This is a genomic window from Kocuria sp. BT304 (assembly GCF_003290245.1).
GTDB classification, from domain to species: Bacteria; Actinomycetota; Actinomycetes; order Actinomycetales; family Micrococcaceae; genus Kocuria; species Kocuria rhizophila_A.
Window position 1 is genome coordinate 997,195 of record NZ_CP030039.1, and the last position, 15,111, is coordinate 1,012,305.

General features: G+C 71.5%; 14 protein-coding genes. 10 read left to right on the plus strand and 4 right to left on the minus strand.

Annotated features, from left to right (window positions below):
* The first annotated feature begins 51 nt into the window (after positions 1-51).
* The 3 genes from gatC to gatB are packed head-to-tail and all read left to right on the plus strand — an operon-like array spanning position 52 to position 3,457.
* Entirely contained in the window at positions 52-348 is a 297-nt protein-coding gene (gene gatC, locus DNL27_RS04600) for an Asp-tRNA(Asn)/Glu-tRNA(Gln) amidotransferase subunit GatC (protein ID WP_012397880.1), read from the plus strand.
* Between the two features lie 2 nt (positions 349-350).
* Positions 351-1,952 carry an Asp-tRNA(Asn)/Glu-tRNA(Gln) amidotransferase subunit GatA gene (gene gatA, locus DNL27_RS04605; protein ID WP_226905914.1) on the plus strand — a complete coding sequence of 534 codons (1,602 nt, stop codon included), beginning with the start codon at positions 351-353 and terminating at the stop codon, positions 1,950-1,952.
* Positions 1,952-3,457, plus strand: a complete 1,506-nt coding sequence (gene gatB, locus DNL27_RS04610; protein ID WP_012397882.1) for an Asp-tRNA(Asn)/Glu-tRNA(Gln) amidotransferase subunit GatB — start codon at positions 1,952-1,954, stop codon at positions 3,455-3,457. Before gatA ends, gatB begins: the two co-directional genes overlap by 1 nt.
* 306 nt (positions 3,458-3,763) lie before the next feature.
* Here the strand turns inward: gatB and DNL27_RS04615 are convergent, their stop codons facing one another.
* Entirely contained in the window at positions 3,764-5,068 is a 1,305-nt protein-coding gene (locus DNL27_RS04615) for a CapA family protein (RefSeq protein WP_112234837.1), read from the minus strand.
* Between the two features lie 180 nt (positions 5,069-5,248).
* Here DNL27_RS04615 and DNL27_RS04620 point away from each other — a divergent pair, with 180 nt between their 5' ends.
* Entirely contained in the window at positions 5,249-6,058 is an 810-nt protein-coding gene (locus tag DNL27_RS04620; protein ID WP_239494454.1) for a hypothetical protein, read from the plus strand.
* A gap of 122 nt (positions 6,059-6,180) precedes the next feature.
* On the opposite strand, the gene DNL27_RS04625 is transcribed toward DNL27_RS04620, so the two are convergent.
* The 3 genes from DNL27_RS04625 to DNL27_RS04635 form a co-directional block, all read right to left on the minus strand.
* Complete coding sequence (locus DNL27_RS04625; protein ID WP_058956186.1) at positions 6,181-6,459, minus strand: DUF1540 domain-containing protein; 279 nt, start codon at positions 6,457-6,459, stop codon at positions 6,181-6,183.
* A gap of 187 nt (positions 6,460-6,646) precedes the next feature.
* Positions 6,647-6,949 carry an AzlD domain-containing protein gene (locus tag DNL27_RS04630; RefSeq protein ID WP_058956187.1) on the minus strand — a complete coding sequence of 101 codons (303 nt, stop codon included), beginning with the start codon at positions 6,947-6,949 and terminating at the stop codon, positions 6,647-6,649.
* Position 6,950: 1 nt separating this feature from the next.
* On the minus strand, positions 6,951-7,661 hold the full coding sequence (locus DNL27_RS04635) for an AzlC family ABC transporter permease (protein WP_112234839.1): 711 nt from the start codon (positions 7,659-7,661) through the stop codon (positions 6,951-6,953).
* A gap of 107 nt (positions 7,662-7,768) precedes the next feature.
* Between DNL27_RS04635 and DNL27_RS04640 the strand changes: the two genes are divergently transcribed.
* The 6 genes from DNL27_RS04640 (at position 7,769) to dapC (ending at position 14,982) form a co-directional block, all read left to right on the plus strand.
* Entirely contained in the window at positions 7,769-9,784 is a 2,016-nt protein-coding gene (locus tag DNL27_RS04640) for a S9 family peptidase (protein ID WP_112234840.1), read from the plus strand.
* 226 nt (positions 9,785-10,010) lie between these two features.
* The gene (gene typA, locus DNL27_RS04645) at positions 10,011-11,918 is read left to right on the plus strand and encodes a translational GTPase TypA (protein WP_112234841.1); all 1,908 of its coding nucleotides are present in this window, start codon (positions 10,011-10,013) and stop codon (positions 11,916-11,918) included.
* Between the two features lie 2 nt (positions 11,919-11,920).
* Complete coding sequence (locus DNL27_RS04650; RefSeq protein WP_239494455.1) at positions 11,921-12,826, plus strand: PIG-L family deacetylase; 906 nt, start codon at positions 11,921-11,923, stop codon at positions 12,824-12,826.
* Positions 12,823-13,446 (plus strand): hypothetical protein, encoded by a 624-nt coding sequence (locus DNL27_RS04655; protein WP_112234842.1) that lies wholly within the window; start codon positions 12,823-12,825, stop codon positions 13,444-13,446. The genes DNL27_RS04650 and DNL27_RS04655 overlap by 4 nt, the downstream gene beginning before the upstream one ends.
* 62 nt (positions 13,447-13,508) lie before the next feature.
* On the plus strand, positions 13,509-13,832 hold the full coding sequence (gene fdxA, locus DNL27_RS04660; protein WP_012397892.1) for a ferredoxin: 324 nt from the start codon (positions 13,509-13,511) through the stop codon (positions 13,830-13,832).
* Positions 13,833-13,836: 4 nt separating this feature from the next.
* Entirely contained in the window at positions 13,837-14,982 is a 1,146-nt protein-coding gene (gene dapC / locus DNL27_RS04665) for a succinyldiaminopimelate transaminase (RefSeq protein WP_112234843.1), read from the plus strand.
* The last annotated feature ends 129 nt before the right edge of the window (positions 14,983-15,111 follow it).

The following is a 15,111-nucleotide window of genomic DNA, read 5'->3' on the forward strand; positions in this document are numbered from 1 at the left end:
GGCGCTCGCTAGACTGGATCGGAACCACTCACAGCAATCCCAGGAGCATGCATGTCTGCGATCGATCGCGAACAGGTGGCACATCTGGCGGAGCTGGCGCGGATCGAGATGACGGACGAGGAGCTGGCCCGGGTGGCCGGCGAGCTCGAGCTCATCGTCTCCTCCGTGGCCTCCGTCAGCCAGGCCGCCGGGCCCGACGTCCCCGCCACGAGCCACCCGCTGCCGCTGCAGAACGTCTTCCGCGAGGACGTGGTGGGCGAGATGCTCACCCAGGAGGAGGCCCTCCTCAACGCCCCGGACAGCCAGGACGGCAAGTTCCGTGTTCCCGCGATCCTGGACGGTGAGTGAGCATGAGCGAGCAGATCATCGAACTCTCCGCCGCCGATCTCGCGGCGAAGGTGGCCTCCGGTGAGGTGTCCTCGGTGGAGGCCGTGCAGGCGCACCTGGACCAGATCGACGCCACGGACGGCGCGGCACTGGACACCGAGGACCGTTCCCGCGGCACGGACGGGCTGAACGCCTTCCTGCACCGCAACACCGAAGAGGCGCTGCGCGTCGCCCGCGAGGTGGACGAGGCCCGCGCGAAGGGCGAGGAGCTGCCCGAGCTGGCCGGTGTGCCGGTCGCGGTCAAGGACCTCATCGTCACCAAGGGCCAGCCCACCACGGCGGCCTCCCGGATGCTCGAGGGCTTCATGAGCCCCTACGACGGCACCGTGACACGCAAGCTGCGCGCGGCCCGGATGCCCATCCTGGGCAAGACCAACCTGGACGAGTTCGCCATGGGCTCCTCCACGGAGCACTCCGCGTTCGGACCCACCCGCAACCCGTGGGACCTGACCAAGATCCCCGGCGGCTCCGGGGGCGGCTCGGCTGCGGCGGTCTCCGCGTTCCAGGCTCCGCTGGCCCTGGGCACGGACACCGGCGGCTCCATCCGCCAGCCCGCCGCCGTGACCGGCACCGTGGGCGTGAAGCCCACCTACGGCTCGGTCTCCCGCTACGGCGTGATCGCCATGGCGTCCTCGCTGGACCAGGTGGGCCCGTGCTCGCGCACGGTGCTCGACGCCGCCCTGCTGCACGAGGTCGTGGGCGGCCACGACCCCGCGGACTCCACCTCGCTGCCGGATCCCGTGGGCGGCTACGCGCAGGCCGCACGGGCCGGTGCTGCGGACGGCGGGCTCAAGGGCCTGCGCGTGGGCGTGGTCAAGCAGCTCACGGGCGAGGGCTTCCAGGCCGGCGTGCAGCAGCGCTTCGAGGAGTCCCTCGAGCTGCTGCGCGGTGCCGGCGCGGAGATCGTGGAGGTGGAGACCCCCAACTTCCAGTACGCGCTGGGCGCCTACTACCTGATCATGTCCTCCGAGGTCTCCTCCAACCTGGCGAAGTACGACGGCGTCCGCTTCGGTCTGCGCGTCACGCCCGAGGGCACGCCGACCATCGAGAAGGTCATGGGCGCCTCGCGCGCCGCGGGCTTCGGGGACGAGGTCAAGCGCCGCATCATCCTGGGCACGTACGCGCTGTCCGCCGGGTACTACGACGCCTACTACGGCTCGGCCCAGCAGGTGCGCACCCTGGTGCAGCGCGACTTCGCGGCGGCGTTCGAGACGGCCGACGTGCTGATCTCGCCCACCGCCCCCACCACCGCGTTCGACATCGGCGGCGTGGACGAGTCCGCGGACCCCATGCGGATGTACCTCAACGACATCGCCACGATCCCCACCAATCTGGCCGGGATCCCCGCGATCTCGTTGCCCGGTGGGCTGGCACCGGAGGACGGGCTGCCCGTGGGCATCCAGTTCATGGCACCGGCCCGCGAGGACGCCCGCGTGTACCGCGCCGGTGCGGGGCTCGAGCGGCTACTCGCCGAGCAGTGGGGCGGCCCGCTGTGGCAGCACCGCGGGGACGTGGCCGGGACCGTTCGTGACTTTGCGGCCACCGCCGCGCAGGGAGGCAAGTGATGAGCCAGGACGTGCTGTCCTTCGAGGAGGCCCTCGAGCGCTTCGACCCCGTGCTGGGGTTCGAGGTGCACGTGGAGCTGAACACGAGGACCAAGATGTTCGACGCCGCCCCCAACGTGTTCGGGGACGAGCCCAACACCAACACCACCCCGGTGTCCCTGGGGCTGCCCGGTGTGCTGCCCGTGGTCAACGGCAAGGCCGTGGAGTCCGCGATCAAGCTGGGCCTCGCGCTGAACTGCTCGATCGCCGAGAAGTGCCACTTCGCCCGCAAGAACTACTTCTACCCGGACACGCCCAAGAACTTCCAGACCTCCCAGTTCGACGAGCCCATCGCGTACGAGGGCTACCTGGACCTGGAGCTGGAGGACGGCACGGAGTTCCGGGTGGAGATCGAGCGCGCCCACATGGAGGAGGACGCCGGGAAGCTGACGCACATGGGCGGTGACGCCGGGCGCATCCAGAACGCCCAGTACTCCCTGGTGGACTACAACCGCGCCGGCGTGCCCCTGATCGAGATCGTCACCAAGCCCATCGAGGGTGCGGGGGAGCGGGCGCCGGAACTGGCCCGCGCCTACGTGGCCGCGATCCGCGAGATCGTGAAGAACCTCGGCATCTCGGACGCCCGCATGGAGCGCGGCAACGTGCGCTGCGACGCGAACGTCTCCCTGATGCCCAAGGGCGCCACGGAATTCGGCACGCGCTCCGAGACCAAGAACGTGAACTCCCTGCGCGCCGTCGAGCGCACCGTGCGCTACGAGATCCAGCGCCACGCCGCGGTGCTCTCCGCCGGGGAGAAGGTCACGCAGGAAACCCGCTTCTGGCACGAGGACACCCGCTCCACCACCGCGGGCCGTCCCAAGTCGGACGCGGACGACTACCGCTACTTCCCCGAGCCTGACCTCGTGCCCGTGGTGACCACCGCGGAGTGGATCGAGGAGATCCGGGCCACGCTGCCCGAGCCGCCCGCCGAGCGCCGCAAGCGGCTCAAGGCGGACTGGGGCTACTCGGACGAGGAGTTCCGGGACGTGGTGAACGCGGGCGTGCTGGACCAGATCGAGCAGACCATCGCGGCGGGTGCCACCGCGGCGGTGGCCCGCAAGTGGTGGATGGGCGAGATCGCCCGCCTGGCCAAGCAGCGCGAGGTGGAGATCGCCGAGCTGCCCGTGACCCCCGCCCACGTGGTGGAACTGGACGGTCTGATCTCCGAGGGCAAGATCAACGACAAGCTGGCCAAGAAGGTCCTCGGCTTCGTGGTCGAGGGCGAGGGCACCCCCGCGGAGGTCGTGGAGGCCCGCGGCCTCGCGGTCGTCTCCGACGACGGCGCCCTGTCCACCGCGGTGGACGACGCCATGGCCCAGATGCCGGACGTCGTGGAGAAGATCAAGGGCGGCAAGGTGCAGGCCGTGGGCGCCCTGATCGGACCCGTCATGAAGGCCACGCGCGGTCAGGCGGACGCCGGTCGCGTGCGCCAGATCATCCTGGAGAAGCTCGGCGTGCAGGGCTGACGCCCTCGCGCTCCTGTCGGCAACGGCCCGGCTCCCCGCACAGGGAGCCGGGCCGGTCCGGTTCCACGAGCGTTACACCTGCCCAGCCGGCCGGCCGGGCGGTGGGCCGCGCCAGTGGTGTGCAGTGCTCGGAGGCGGACCCAGGGACGCGCCCCTCCTGTCGGCCGGCTGGACAAGGCGCCCCCGCTCGGAGGCGGACCCATGGACGCGACACCACCGGACCAGCGGGCGCGGGTGGGGATGGAAAAGCGCCCGGGCGCCCGCAGGGGTCCAGGGTGCCCGAGCGGGTTCAGGGGTGCCCGGGGGTCAGCCCGCGCGGTCCTCGCTGAGCTTCCACTCGTGCAGCCCGTGCTCCCGGGCGGAGCCGGTGGAGACGATGCCCGCGATGCGCTCGCGGATCGCGCGGTCCTCGGCTTGCGAGCGGCACACGCCCGCGGGGGCGTCCGACGCCACGGGGCACCACGCGTAGTCCCCACCCCGGGTGTTGGAGCTCGGGGCCCACGCGAGGTCGCTCACGCGCCACGTCCCGTCCCCGCCGCGGGCGAACTGGAACCGGGCCAGGATCCCCTGGTTGTTGCTCTCGTTCACGGGCGGGGCGGTCTCCGTCACGTTGTTGCCCACCCCGTAGACGATCCACGTGCCGTGGTGGTTCTCCACCGGCTGCACACTGTGGGAACCGTGGCCGTACACGGCGTCGAAGGCCCCGGAGTCCGCGAGCGCGTGCGCGGTGCGTTGCTGGTACTCGTCCGCGGTGTCCGTGTACTCGATGATCGAGTGCATGGCAGCCACCACCACGTCCGCGCCCTGCTCGCGGGCCCTGCGCGCCTGCGCCACCGCGTGGTCCACGTCCGCCCGTGCGGTGTCCTTGCCGATCCGCGGGTCCGCGCCGTCCCGCAGACGGTCGATGCGCCACGGGGTGTCCTGGGGCTTCTCGTTGAGGCTGTTGGTGCCCGTGACCACCGCCAGCCGGCCGGTGGGCGTGTCCACGATCATGGGCTGCTCGGCGTCCCGCTCGCTCGCGTAGCTGCCCGTGTGCTGCAGCCCCGCGGCGTCCATGGTGGAGATGGTGCGCTCCACGCCCTCGACGCCCTGGTCCACCGCGTGGTTGCTCGCGGACGTGCAGGCGTCGTAGCCGGCGTCCTTCGCGGCCCGCAGGATCTCCGGGGGCACGTTGAACTCCGGGTAGGCCGTGTACGGACCGCCGGCCCGGGCCACGGGCGTCTCCGCCTGGCACACCGCCACGTCCGCGTTCGCGAGGTAGGGCTTCTGGTGCGCGAACAGGGGAGCGAAGTCGAAGTTCGCGCCGTCGTGCGTGGCGGGGTCCACCGCGAAACGGCTCCACAGCCCCTCGTGCAGCAGCAGGTCCCCGGAGACCGCGAGGCTCATGCACGTGTCCTCCGGGCACTCGGGTCCCTTCCCCGGTCCGCTCGGGTGCGTGGCCCCGCCCTGCGCGGATGACGACGCCGCCCCGCCGGCTTCTCCGCTCGCCGCCGGGGTGCCGGGGCTCTCGGAGGGCGAGGAGCAACCCGCGAGCACGAGCAGCGCAGCGGCCCCCAGCGCCAGTGACGTGCGCGCGGCGGATGCGGAGCGGTGGCGGGTACTCGTCAGCATCCTGCGATGCTATCGGAACGCACGTGACGAGCACCACGCCCATTTAGGTCAGAAAAATCTGACCAAATTGCCCGTTTCGGCTTCCGTTCGGGCCCCGGCGGAGGTTAGGCTTTCCTAAGTTTCGAAGTCGAGGAGAGCGGGGCGGTCGTGGGTCCAAGCAACAGCGGGGCACGGACGGGGGTGCGGGAGCGTGCTGTCTCCCTCGCCCACCGGATGCTCTCGGGTGCCGGTGAGGCCCAGGTGGTGGCGTACCGCGTACCGGGCCAGCCCGTGCTGGACTCGGTGGCGCATGGCCTCACCCGCAGCGGGGAACTGGTCCTCGCGGTCACCGTGGACCCGCAGGAGATGGATCCCGCGGTGCTCGTCACCGGCGAGCCGGTGGAGGTTCGCATGGACGTCACCAAGGTGGCCCCGGAGCCGGACGTGCGCATCGTGGCGGCGAGCGCGCACCTGCTCGCGCGGCTGGAGTGGCTGGACCCGCTGGACGCGGAGCTGCTCGTGGGCACGGGGGAGATCCCCGAGCTCGTGGCGGCCGTGGCCGGGGCCCCGAACGGGCGGCTGGCCGTGCTCGAGGCCGAGCGCGTGGTGCTCCACGACGGGTCCGGGGTCACGCCGGTGGAGCAGCGGGAACTGGTGGTGCACCACGGCACGATCGGGGCCGCACCGGGTGACGTGTGCCGCGAGGTGGAGTCCTCGGGTCTGGACGCCGCCATGGACGTGGATCGCGTGGACCTGGCGGGTCTGTGCGATGCCGCTGAGAACGGCTGGATCCCCGCGCACCTGCTCACGCAGAAGCCGTCCACGGGTGGCTGCGCCCACACGGTGGAGCGGGACTTCATCGTGGACGTGGACCTCACCGGGATCACCGTGCTGCGCCACGGCGCACGGGTGACCAGTGTCTACTTCGTGCCGTTCGAGCGGGGGCGCACGTCCCCGGAGGGGCTCACGGCGAGTGTGTCCACCCTGCTCGGGGCGGGTGTGGCCGCCTGAGTCCGGTGTCCACCGGGCAGCAGGGAAAATGACGAAAGACCGTGGATCGGCAGATCCGCGGTCTTTCGTCATGGGTGAGGTCCTGGGACCGGGGGCGCCGGAGTGCTCCGGCGCAGAACGGCCTACTCGGCCTCGTAGCTGCTGCAGTTGGCGTCCGCGGTGACCTCGATGGAGGAGGCGGTGCACAGCAGGTCCTTGTTGTGTGCGCACTCGAGGCGCTGGCACGCACCCACCTGGCCGTTGGCCGTGGGCAGCCCGCCGCGGGCGTCGAGGGAGATGAACGTGGTGCAGGACGCGGTGGCGCCCTGGCCGCCCACCGTGATGGCGGGCGCGGTGCAGCCGTTGTCGTTGAAGGCGCAGCCGGTGGCGGTGCAGGCGGAAACAGCGGTGAGAGTGGCCATGATCTTCTCCTGTGACTCGAGGGGTGCTCGTACTGTCGGTCGTGTTGAAAAGAACACTAAAGGCAGTTTTGATCGTTGGCTAGTAAGTTTTACCTTACGGCACGGCATTGTTTTCTAATCCCGGTAAGGCGTGCCTCAGTAAAAAAATTGGCCGCTTGCGCTATTAGGAAAACAGTTCTTTTCCTATTCAGCCCAGTGCCAGCCCGCTCAGGGAGTAAGCCGCAAAGCCCGCGAGGAAGCCCAGCAGGAAGTTCCTGGAGCCCAGGTTCACCAGCACGGCCACGACCGCGGCGAGGACGAGCCGGCTCAGCTGCACCCCGGAGTCCGCCTCCAGCAGCGTGTAGGCCACGAGGATCAGCATGAGTCCGGCAGGCAGCAGCGTGGAGAGTTCCCGGAGGTCCTCGCGGTCCCGGTAGCGGTGGGCCACCTGCATGGGGAGGAAGCGCAGGGCGAACGTCACGGCGGCGCACACGAGCAGGGCGGCGATCACGTCACGCCCCGCTCTCGGCACCGCGCGGCGTCGTGCCCCGGCGCGGATGCCGCACCATCAGGACGCACAGCACGGCGTAGCAGAGCATGGCGCCCAGCAGGAAGATGCTGCGCGGCAGCAGCAGGCCCACGCCGATGGAGAGCAGGGCGGCCGCGAGGATCTTGACCCGCTGGGTCGCGGCGGTGATGGCACCCACGAAGAGCAGGGCGAACAGGCCGGTGAGGGCGAAGTCGAACCCGTCGAAGGACTCCGGGACGAGCCCGCCGGCGAGGGCGCCCACGGCCGCGCCGAGCACCCAGTAGAAGTGTGAGACCCCCTGGACCAGCAGCAGCTGGTGCTGGGTGGTGGGGTGCACCCCGCTGTTGATCAGGGCGTAGGCCTCGTCCGTGAGCGCGTAGGGCCCGTAGAACTTCGCGAACGGGGAGCGCAGCAGGTGCGTGGGGTAGGAGAAGCCGTAGAACACGTGGCGCGCGTTGACCAGCAGGGTGGTCACGGCGATCTGCGCCAATCCGGCCCCGGCGGCCACGAGCCCCACCAGCAGGAACTCGATGGACCCGGCGAAGACCACCAGGGCGGTCAGCGGAGCGAGGTAGGGCGCGAAGCCCAGGGACACCGAGTACGCGCCGAAGGCCATTCCCAGGGGCAGGTACCCCATGGCCACGGGCACGGTGACCCGCAGGGCCCAGCCCAGGGTGCCCTTCTGCGTGCTCATGCCGTGCGCTCCTCGCTGCTCGGTGGTGGGGATCCTGGGTCACGGTAGCGCGGTGGGCGGGCCCGCGAGGACCGCGGGCGGGTGCGGCCGTCTGTAATGTACGACACATGACTTCCCGTTACTCGCTCCCCGAGCAGCTCGTGACCGTTCCCCGACTGACCGGCCTGGTGGCGCACCGGGACGGACCCGTGCTCGCCCTGCGGCAGGAGCTCTCCTCCGACGGCAAGCGCTACGTCACCCACCCGTGGGCAGTGCCCCGGGACGGTGCGCCCGTGCAGCTGACCCACGGGGACCACGGCGTGCAGGAGGTGCGCCCGGGGGCGTCGGGCGCGGTGTGGTTCACCAGCGAGCGGCCCGTGGCCGGTGACGAGGACAAGCGCACGCGGCTGTGGCTGCTGCCCGAGCACGGCGAGGCGCGCATGGTCCTGGACGCCCCGGAGGGGATCTCGAGCCTCGAGCTCGGCGGGGACCGGCTGTTCTTCGTCTCCGGTCTGTACCCCGCGGCGCGCGGCGCGCAGGACGAGTTCGCGCGCAACCGCGAGATCCACGACCGCCGCGACGAGACCGGTGTGAGCGGGATCCTCTACGACAGTGCCCCGTTCCGGTACTGGGACCACGACCTCCCCGCCGCGGACGACGCACTGTGGTTCCTGGACACCGCGGCCGTGGCCGAGGGCGCGGACCCGGCGGCCTCCGTGCACCGGGTCGAGCTGCCGGAGGGGCGGCTGGGCGAGTTCTCGGTGGCCCCGGACGGCACCTGGGTGCTCGCGGAGATCTCCACGCTGCTGCCCGCGGGCACGCAGCGCTCGCAGCTGTGGCGGCTGCCGGTGGCACCCGAGCACGGGGACGAGGCCGTCCTGCTGCACGACACCGACGAGGCGGAGATGTGGGCGCCCGCGGCCGTGAGCCCGGACGGAACGCGCGTGCTGCTCGGGCGCCAGCGGCTGTGGCGCGAGGGCGTGAGCATGGCGGTGTCCGTGTGGCTGCACGACGTCGCGAGCGGCGAGGAGACCGAGGTGGTGCCCGCGGACGATCACTGGGCGCAGGAGCCCCGGTGGATCGACGACGAGAGCTTCGTGTGCACCTCCGACCACCGCGGCCGCGGCATCGTGCTGCGGGTGCACTGCCCGCGGGGTGGGCGAACCCGCGTGGAGACCATCGCCGGGGGCGCGGACCAGGACTGGACGTACTCGGCGGTGGCACCGGCGGGGGAGCAGATCGTGGGGCTGCGCGCGAGCTACACGCACCCCTCCGAGCTCGTGCGGTGGCCCTTGACGGGCGCGCAGGAGCCCGCACCGGTGGCCGGGCTCGTCCCCGAGGACACCGTGCCGGGCCGGGTCGAGGAGGTCACCGCCACCGGTGAGGACGGCACACAGGTCCGCGCGTGGCTCGCCCTGCCGCACGCGGACGACGACGCCGCACCCCACCCCCTGCTCGTGTCCGTCCACGGCGGGCCCTGGGGCTCCAACAACCAGTGGAGCTGGCGCTGGAACCCGTGGCCGTTCGTGGCCGCGGGCTACGCGGTGCTGCTGCCGGACCCGGCGATCTCCACGGGCTACGGCCAGGCCATGATCGACCGCGGTCAGCAGGAGCTGGGCGGGGCGCCGTTCACGGACGTCATGGCCCTGACCGAGGCCGCCACCGAACGCCCGGACATCGACCCGCAGCGGCAGGCCCTGATGGGCGGGTCCTACGGCGGGTACATGGCCAACTGGGTGGCCACGCAGACGGGGGACCGGTTCCGCTGCATCGTCACGCACGCCTCCCTGTGGAACCTGGACACCATGGGCGCCACCACGGACAACACGCAGTGGCGCGAGGCCATGGGACCCTCCCAGGCCGCCACGTACTCGCCGCACCGGTTCGCGGAGCGCATCGAGGTCCCGCTGCTGGTGATCCACGGGGACAAGGACTACCGCGTGCCGATCTCCCAGGGCATCGAGCTGTGGGCGGACCTGCAGCAGCGCACCCGGGTCGAGGGCCACCGCTTCCTCTACTACCCGGACGAGGGGCACTGGATCCTCAAGCCCGCCAACGCGCGCACGTGGTACGAGACCGTGCTCGCGTTCGTGGACGAGCACGTGCTGGGACGCCGGCGCGAGCGGCCCGAGCTGCTGGGCTGAGCGGCGTCGTCGCCCGCGGGCACTGCCATGGCTCCCCGCGGGCGGCGCCACGCGCCGGAGGGCCACGCGACGGCGGGCGGGGCGACGTGGTGACCGGCGCGCGCGTGCGGCGGGCGGGGCGGCGGCGTCGTCGGAGAGATGCATCACGCGTGCGCGGGCGTGCAGACGGAGGGGAGTAGAATCACCACGATCCCCTCTGCCTCAACTCGCGAAGAGAGAACTGTGTATGTCTGAAACCACCGCCCAGCGCGCCGATCTGCGCAACGTGGCCATCGTGGCCCACGTTGACCACGGCAAGACCACCATCGTCGACGCCATGCTCCAGCAGACGCACGCGTTCTCCAGCCACGGAGAGGTCGAGGAGCGGGTCATGGACTCCGGCGACCTGGAGCGCGAGAAGGGCATCACCATCCTCGCCAAGAACACCACGGTGTTCTACGACGGCCCCGCCGCGAACGGCGAGACCATCACCATCAACGTGATCGACACCCCGGGCCACGCGGACTTCGGCGGCGAGGTGGAGCGCGGCCTGTCCATGGTGGACGGCGTGGTGCTGCTCGTGGACGCCTCCGAGGGCCCGCTGCCCCAGACCCGCTTCGTGCTGCGCAAGGCCCTCGAGGCCAAGCTGCCCGTGATCGTGGTGGTCAACAAGGTGGACCGCCCCGATGCCCGCATCGAAGAGGTCGTCTCCGACACCATGGACCTGCTGCTGGGCCTGGCCTCGGACATCGCCGAGGACAACCCGGACCTGGACCTGGACGCCGTGCTGGACGTCCCCGTGGTCTACGCCTCCGGCAAGGCCGGGCGTGCCTCCACGGACCAGCCCGCCAACGGCGAGCTGCCGGACAACGAGGACCTCGAGCCGCTGTTCAAGACCATCATCGAGCACATCCCGGCGCCGTCCTACGACCCCGAGGGCGTGCTGCAGGCCCACGTGACCAACCTGGACGCCTCCCCGTTCCTGGGCCGTCTCGCGCTGCTGCGCATCTTCAACGGCACCCTCAAGAAGGGCCAGACCGTGGCCTGGGCGCGCCAGGACGGCACCATCAAGAGCGTGCGGATCTCCGAGCTGCTGGCCACCAGGGGCCTGGACCGCGTGCCCGCGGAGAGCGCCGGCCCCGGTGAGATCGTGGCCGTGGCGGGCATCGAGGACATCACCATCGGTGAGACCCTCACGGACCTGGAGAACCCGGAGCCGCTGCCCCTGATCACCGTGGACGATCCCGCGATCTCCATGACCATCGGCATCAACACCTCCCCGCTGGCCGGGCGCGTCAAGGGCGCCAAGGTCACGGCCCGCCAGGTCAAGGACCGTCTGGACAAGGAGCTGATCGGCAACGTCTCGCTGAAGATCCTCCCCACCCAGCGTCCGGACGCGTGGGAGGTCCAGGGCCGTGGCGAGCTCGCGCTGGCCATCCTGGTGGAGCAGATGCGCCGCGAGGGCTTCGAGCTCACCGCGGGCAAGCCCCAGGTGGTCACCAAGACCGTGGACGGCAAGGTCCACGAGCCCTACGAGCACATGACCATCGACGTCCCCGAGGAGTACCTGGGTGCGGTCACGCAGCTGATGGCCGGGCGCAAGGGCCGCATGGAGGGCATGAGCAACCACGGCACCGGCTGGGTGCGCATGGAGTTCAAGGTTCCCTCCCGCGGCCTGATCGGCTTCCGCACCAGGTTCCTCACGGACACCCGCGGCGCGGGCATCGCCTCCTCCTACGCAGACGGCTACGAGCCGTGGGCCGGGGAGATCGAGTACCGCACCAACGGCTCCATGGTCGCGGACCGCGCCGGCGTGGTGACCCCGTTCGCCATGATCAACCTGCAGGAGCGCGGCTCGTTCTTCGTGGAGCCCACCTCCGAGGTGTACGAGGGCATGATCGTGGGCGAGAACTCCCGTGCGGACGACATGGACGTGAACATCACCAAGGAGAAGAAGCTCACCAACATGCGTGCGGCCTCCTCGGAGACGTTCGAGAACCTCACCCCGCCGCGCAAGCTCACGCTCGAGGAGTGCCTCGAGTTCGCTCGCGAGGACGAGTGCGTGGAGGTCACCCCGGAGGCCATCCGCATCCGCAAGGTGGTCCTGGACGCCAACGAGCGGCTCAAGGTCGCCCGTCAGCGGGCCCGCGCCTGATCGTGGTCGACCCGAAGTACCCGGGCGGGGGACACGCCATCGCGGGCGCGGCGGACACGCTGCTGCCCGCGGGCGTGGACCCCGCCCGGGCGCGTCTGCTGTTCGTGCACGCCCACCCGGACGACGAGGCGATCAACACCGCGGCCACCATGGGCCACTACAGCGGCCTGGGGGCCACCACGGTGCTGCTGACCATGACGCGCGGTGAGCGTGGGGAGGTCATCCCGCCCGCGCTGCGCCACCTCGAGGTGGGCCAGCCGGGCTGCCCGGACACGGACGGCACCGCCCTGGGGTTGTACCGGATCTCCGAGCTCGACGACGCCGCGGCCGCCATGGGTCTCACCGACCGGTTCTACGCGGGGGAGCCCCCCGCGCTGGACGCCTCCGTGGGCTTCGCCAACGGTGCGGGGAAGTACGTGGACTCCGGCATGAGCTGGGGCCCCGACGGCTTCGCCCAGCCGGCCGCGGACGTGTCCCCGGCCGCTCTGACGGCCGCGGACCCGGAGGAGGCCGCGGCCCACGTGGCCGCCGCCATCCGGGCGCTGCGGCCCCACGCCGTGGTCAGCTACGCGGACGACGGCGGCTACGGCCACCCCGACCACGTGGCCACCCACCGGATCACCGTGCACGCGGTCGAGGGGGCCGCCGCGTCCGACGACGCCGAGTACCCCCCGTGGGGCGTGCCCCTGACGTGGGGGATCGAGTCCGAGGTGGACCCCGCGGATGCGCGTCCCCAGGCCGCGATCCACGGGAACCTCGCGGTCAAGCGCGCCGCCATGGCCGCGCACGCCACGCAGATCGTGCTCGCGCAGGACCCCGCCGATCCCTCGTACACGATGTCCAACGGCGTGCCCCAGACCTTCAGTGCCACGGAGACCTTCCGGCTGCTGCGAGGGGACCCGGCATGAGCGGGCAGGACACCCCGCGCCGCGCCGCGCCCTGGGCGGCCGACCAGGCACGCACCGGGCCAGCCGACCAGGTGCCCGCCGGGTCCTCGGAGCGTGCCGTCACGGGACGCATGGACGGCACAACCACCGCGACCACGCACGGCACCTCGGCCGCGCGCCCTGGCGGGGTGGACATCGACGGGGAAACCGTCGCACCCGGTGACCCCGCGGGGACCGGAGCAGTCCGCGAACGGCCGGGAACGGCGTCGTCGGTGCTGACCGCCGTGCTCACGGGCGTGCTGGCCGGGGCGCTGGCCACGGCGCTGCACGGGGGCATCTGGTACCTGGGTGGGTGGTGGCTGCCGTGGGGACTCGTGTTCTCCGGTGCGCTGCTGCTCAGCGCGAGCGTGTGGTGCGGCACCTCCACCCGGCGGGTGTGGGCCGCGGCGGTGCCCGGGCTCGTGACCTACGTGATCGCGTGGGCCGGGGCGTACCTGCGGGAGGGCTCCGCACTGGTGGTCACCACGTGGCAGGCCCCGATCGGCATCGTGGGCATCCTGTGGTTCGTGGTGGTCTTCGCCGCCGTCATGTGCTCCGTGATTGTGACGGGCCGTTGGCTCGTGCGTCAGCGGGCGCGGTAGCGTCGGGAGCCCGTCGCTAGAATGAACGACAACTTGGGAACAGAAGGAAAGGTCCGTCACCCGTGACTTACGTGATTGCTCAGCCCTGCGTGGACGTCAAGGACAAGGCATGCGTGGAGGAGTGCCCCGTGGACTGCATCTACGAGGGTGAGCGCACGCTCTACATCCACCCCGACGAGTGCGTGGACTGCGGTGCGTGCGAGCCCGTGTGCCCCGTGGAGGCCATCTACTACGAGGACGACACCCCCGAGGAGTGGGCCGAGTACTACAAGGCCAACGTGGAGTTCTTCGACGACCTCGGCTCCCCGGGCGGGGCCGCGAAGCTCGGCAACACCCACAAGGACCACCCGCTGATCGCCGCTCTGCCCCCGCAGAACCAGGACTGATCCGGTGAGCGAGCGGCGCGGCTTCGGCCTGGACCTGCCCGACTACCCGTGGAACGCGCTGGCCCCGTACCGGGAGCTCGCGCAGCAGCACCCGGACGGTGTGGTGGACCTGTCCATCGGCACCCCCGTGGATCCCACACCGCTCGTGGTCCAGGACGCCCTGGCCGCCGCCGCGGACGCCCCCGGCTACCCCACCACGCACGGCACGCCCGCGCTGCGGGAGGCCGTGGCCGCGTGGTACGCCGAGCGCCGCAGTGTTCCCGGGCTGGACCCGGACGCCGTGATGCCCACCGTGGGCTCCAAGGAGCTCGTGGCGTGGCTGCCCCTGCTGCTGGGTCTCGGTCCCGGCGACGTGGTGGTGCGTCCCGTGGTGGCGTACCCCACCTACGACATCGGTGCGCGGCTCGCGGGCGCCGAGTCCGTGGCCGCCGACTCCCTCGACGAGCTGGAACCCTCCGTGCGCGCTCGCGTGCGCATGGTGTGGGTCAACTCTCCGGGCAACCCCACGGGCATCGTGCGCGACGCCGCCTCGCTGCGTGAGCTCGTGGACCAGGCGCGCGCGCAGGGTGCCGTAGTGGTCTCCGACGAGTGCTACGCCGAGCTGGGCTGGGGAGCGTGGGATCCTGCGGAGGGCGGGGAGCCCGTGCCCTCCGTGCTGGACCCGCGGGTCAGCGGCGGGGACATGTCCCTGCTGTTCAGCGCCTACTCCCTGTCCAAGCAGTCGAACCTGGCCGGCTACCGCGCCGCGTTCCTCGCCGGAGACCCCGCGCTCATGCCGTCCCTGATCAACTCCCGCAAGCACGCGGGGATGATCGTGGCCTACCCCGTGCAGGAGGCCATGCGCGTGGCCCTGGGGGACACTGCCCACGTGGCCGCGCAGAAGAGCCTGTACCGGCAGCGTCGTGCCGCCCTGAAGCCCGCGGTGGAGGCGTTCGGGCTGAGCGTCGAGCACTCCGAGGCGGGGCTGTACCTGTGGGGCTCGGCGGGGGAGGACACCTGGACCACTGTGGAGCGCTTCGCCCGCCTGGGCATCGTGGTGGGCCCCGGGACGTTCTACGGCGAGGCCGGGCACGGCTTCGTCCGGCTGTCCCTGACCGCCACGGACGAGCGCATGGCCGCGGCCGTGCAGCGCCTGGAACGGGCGGTCTGAGGGGGCCCCGCGCGCCGGGGCAAGTGGAATCAGGATCGCACTAGCGAGTAGGTTGGAGCAGGATCACACCGTGTCCCGTCCGGTGTCCGTGCCCTCCCGCCGCCACGACGGTGTGGCGGCATGCGAGTA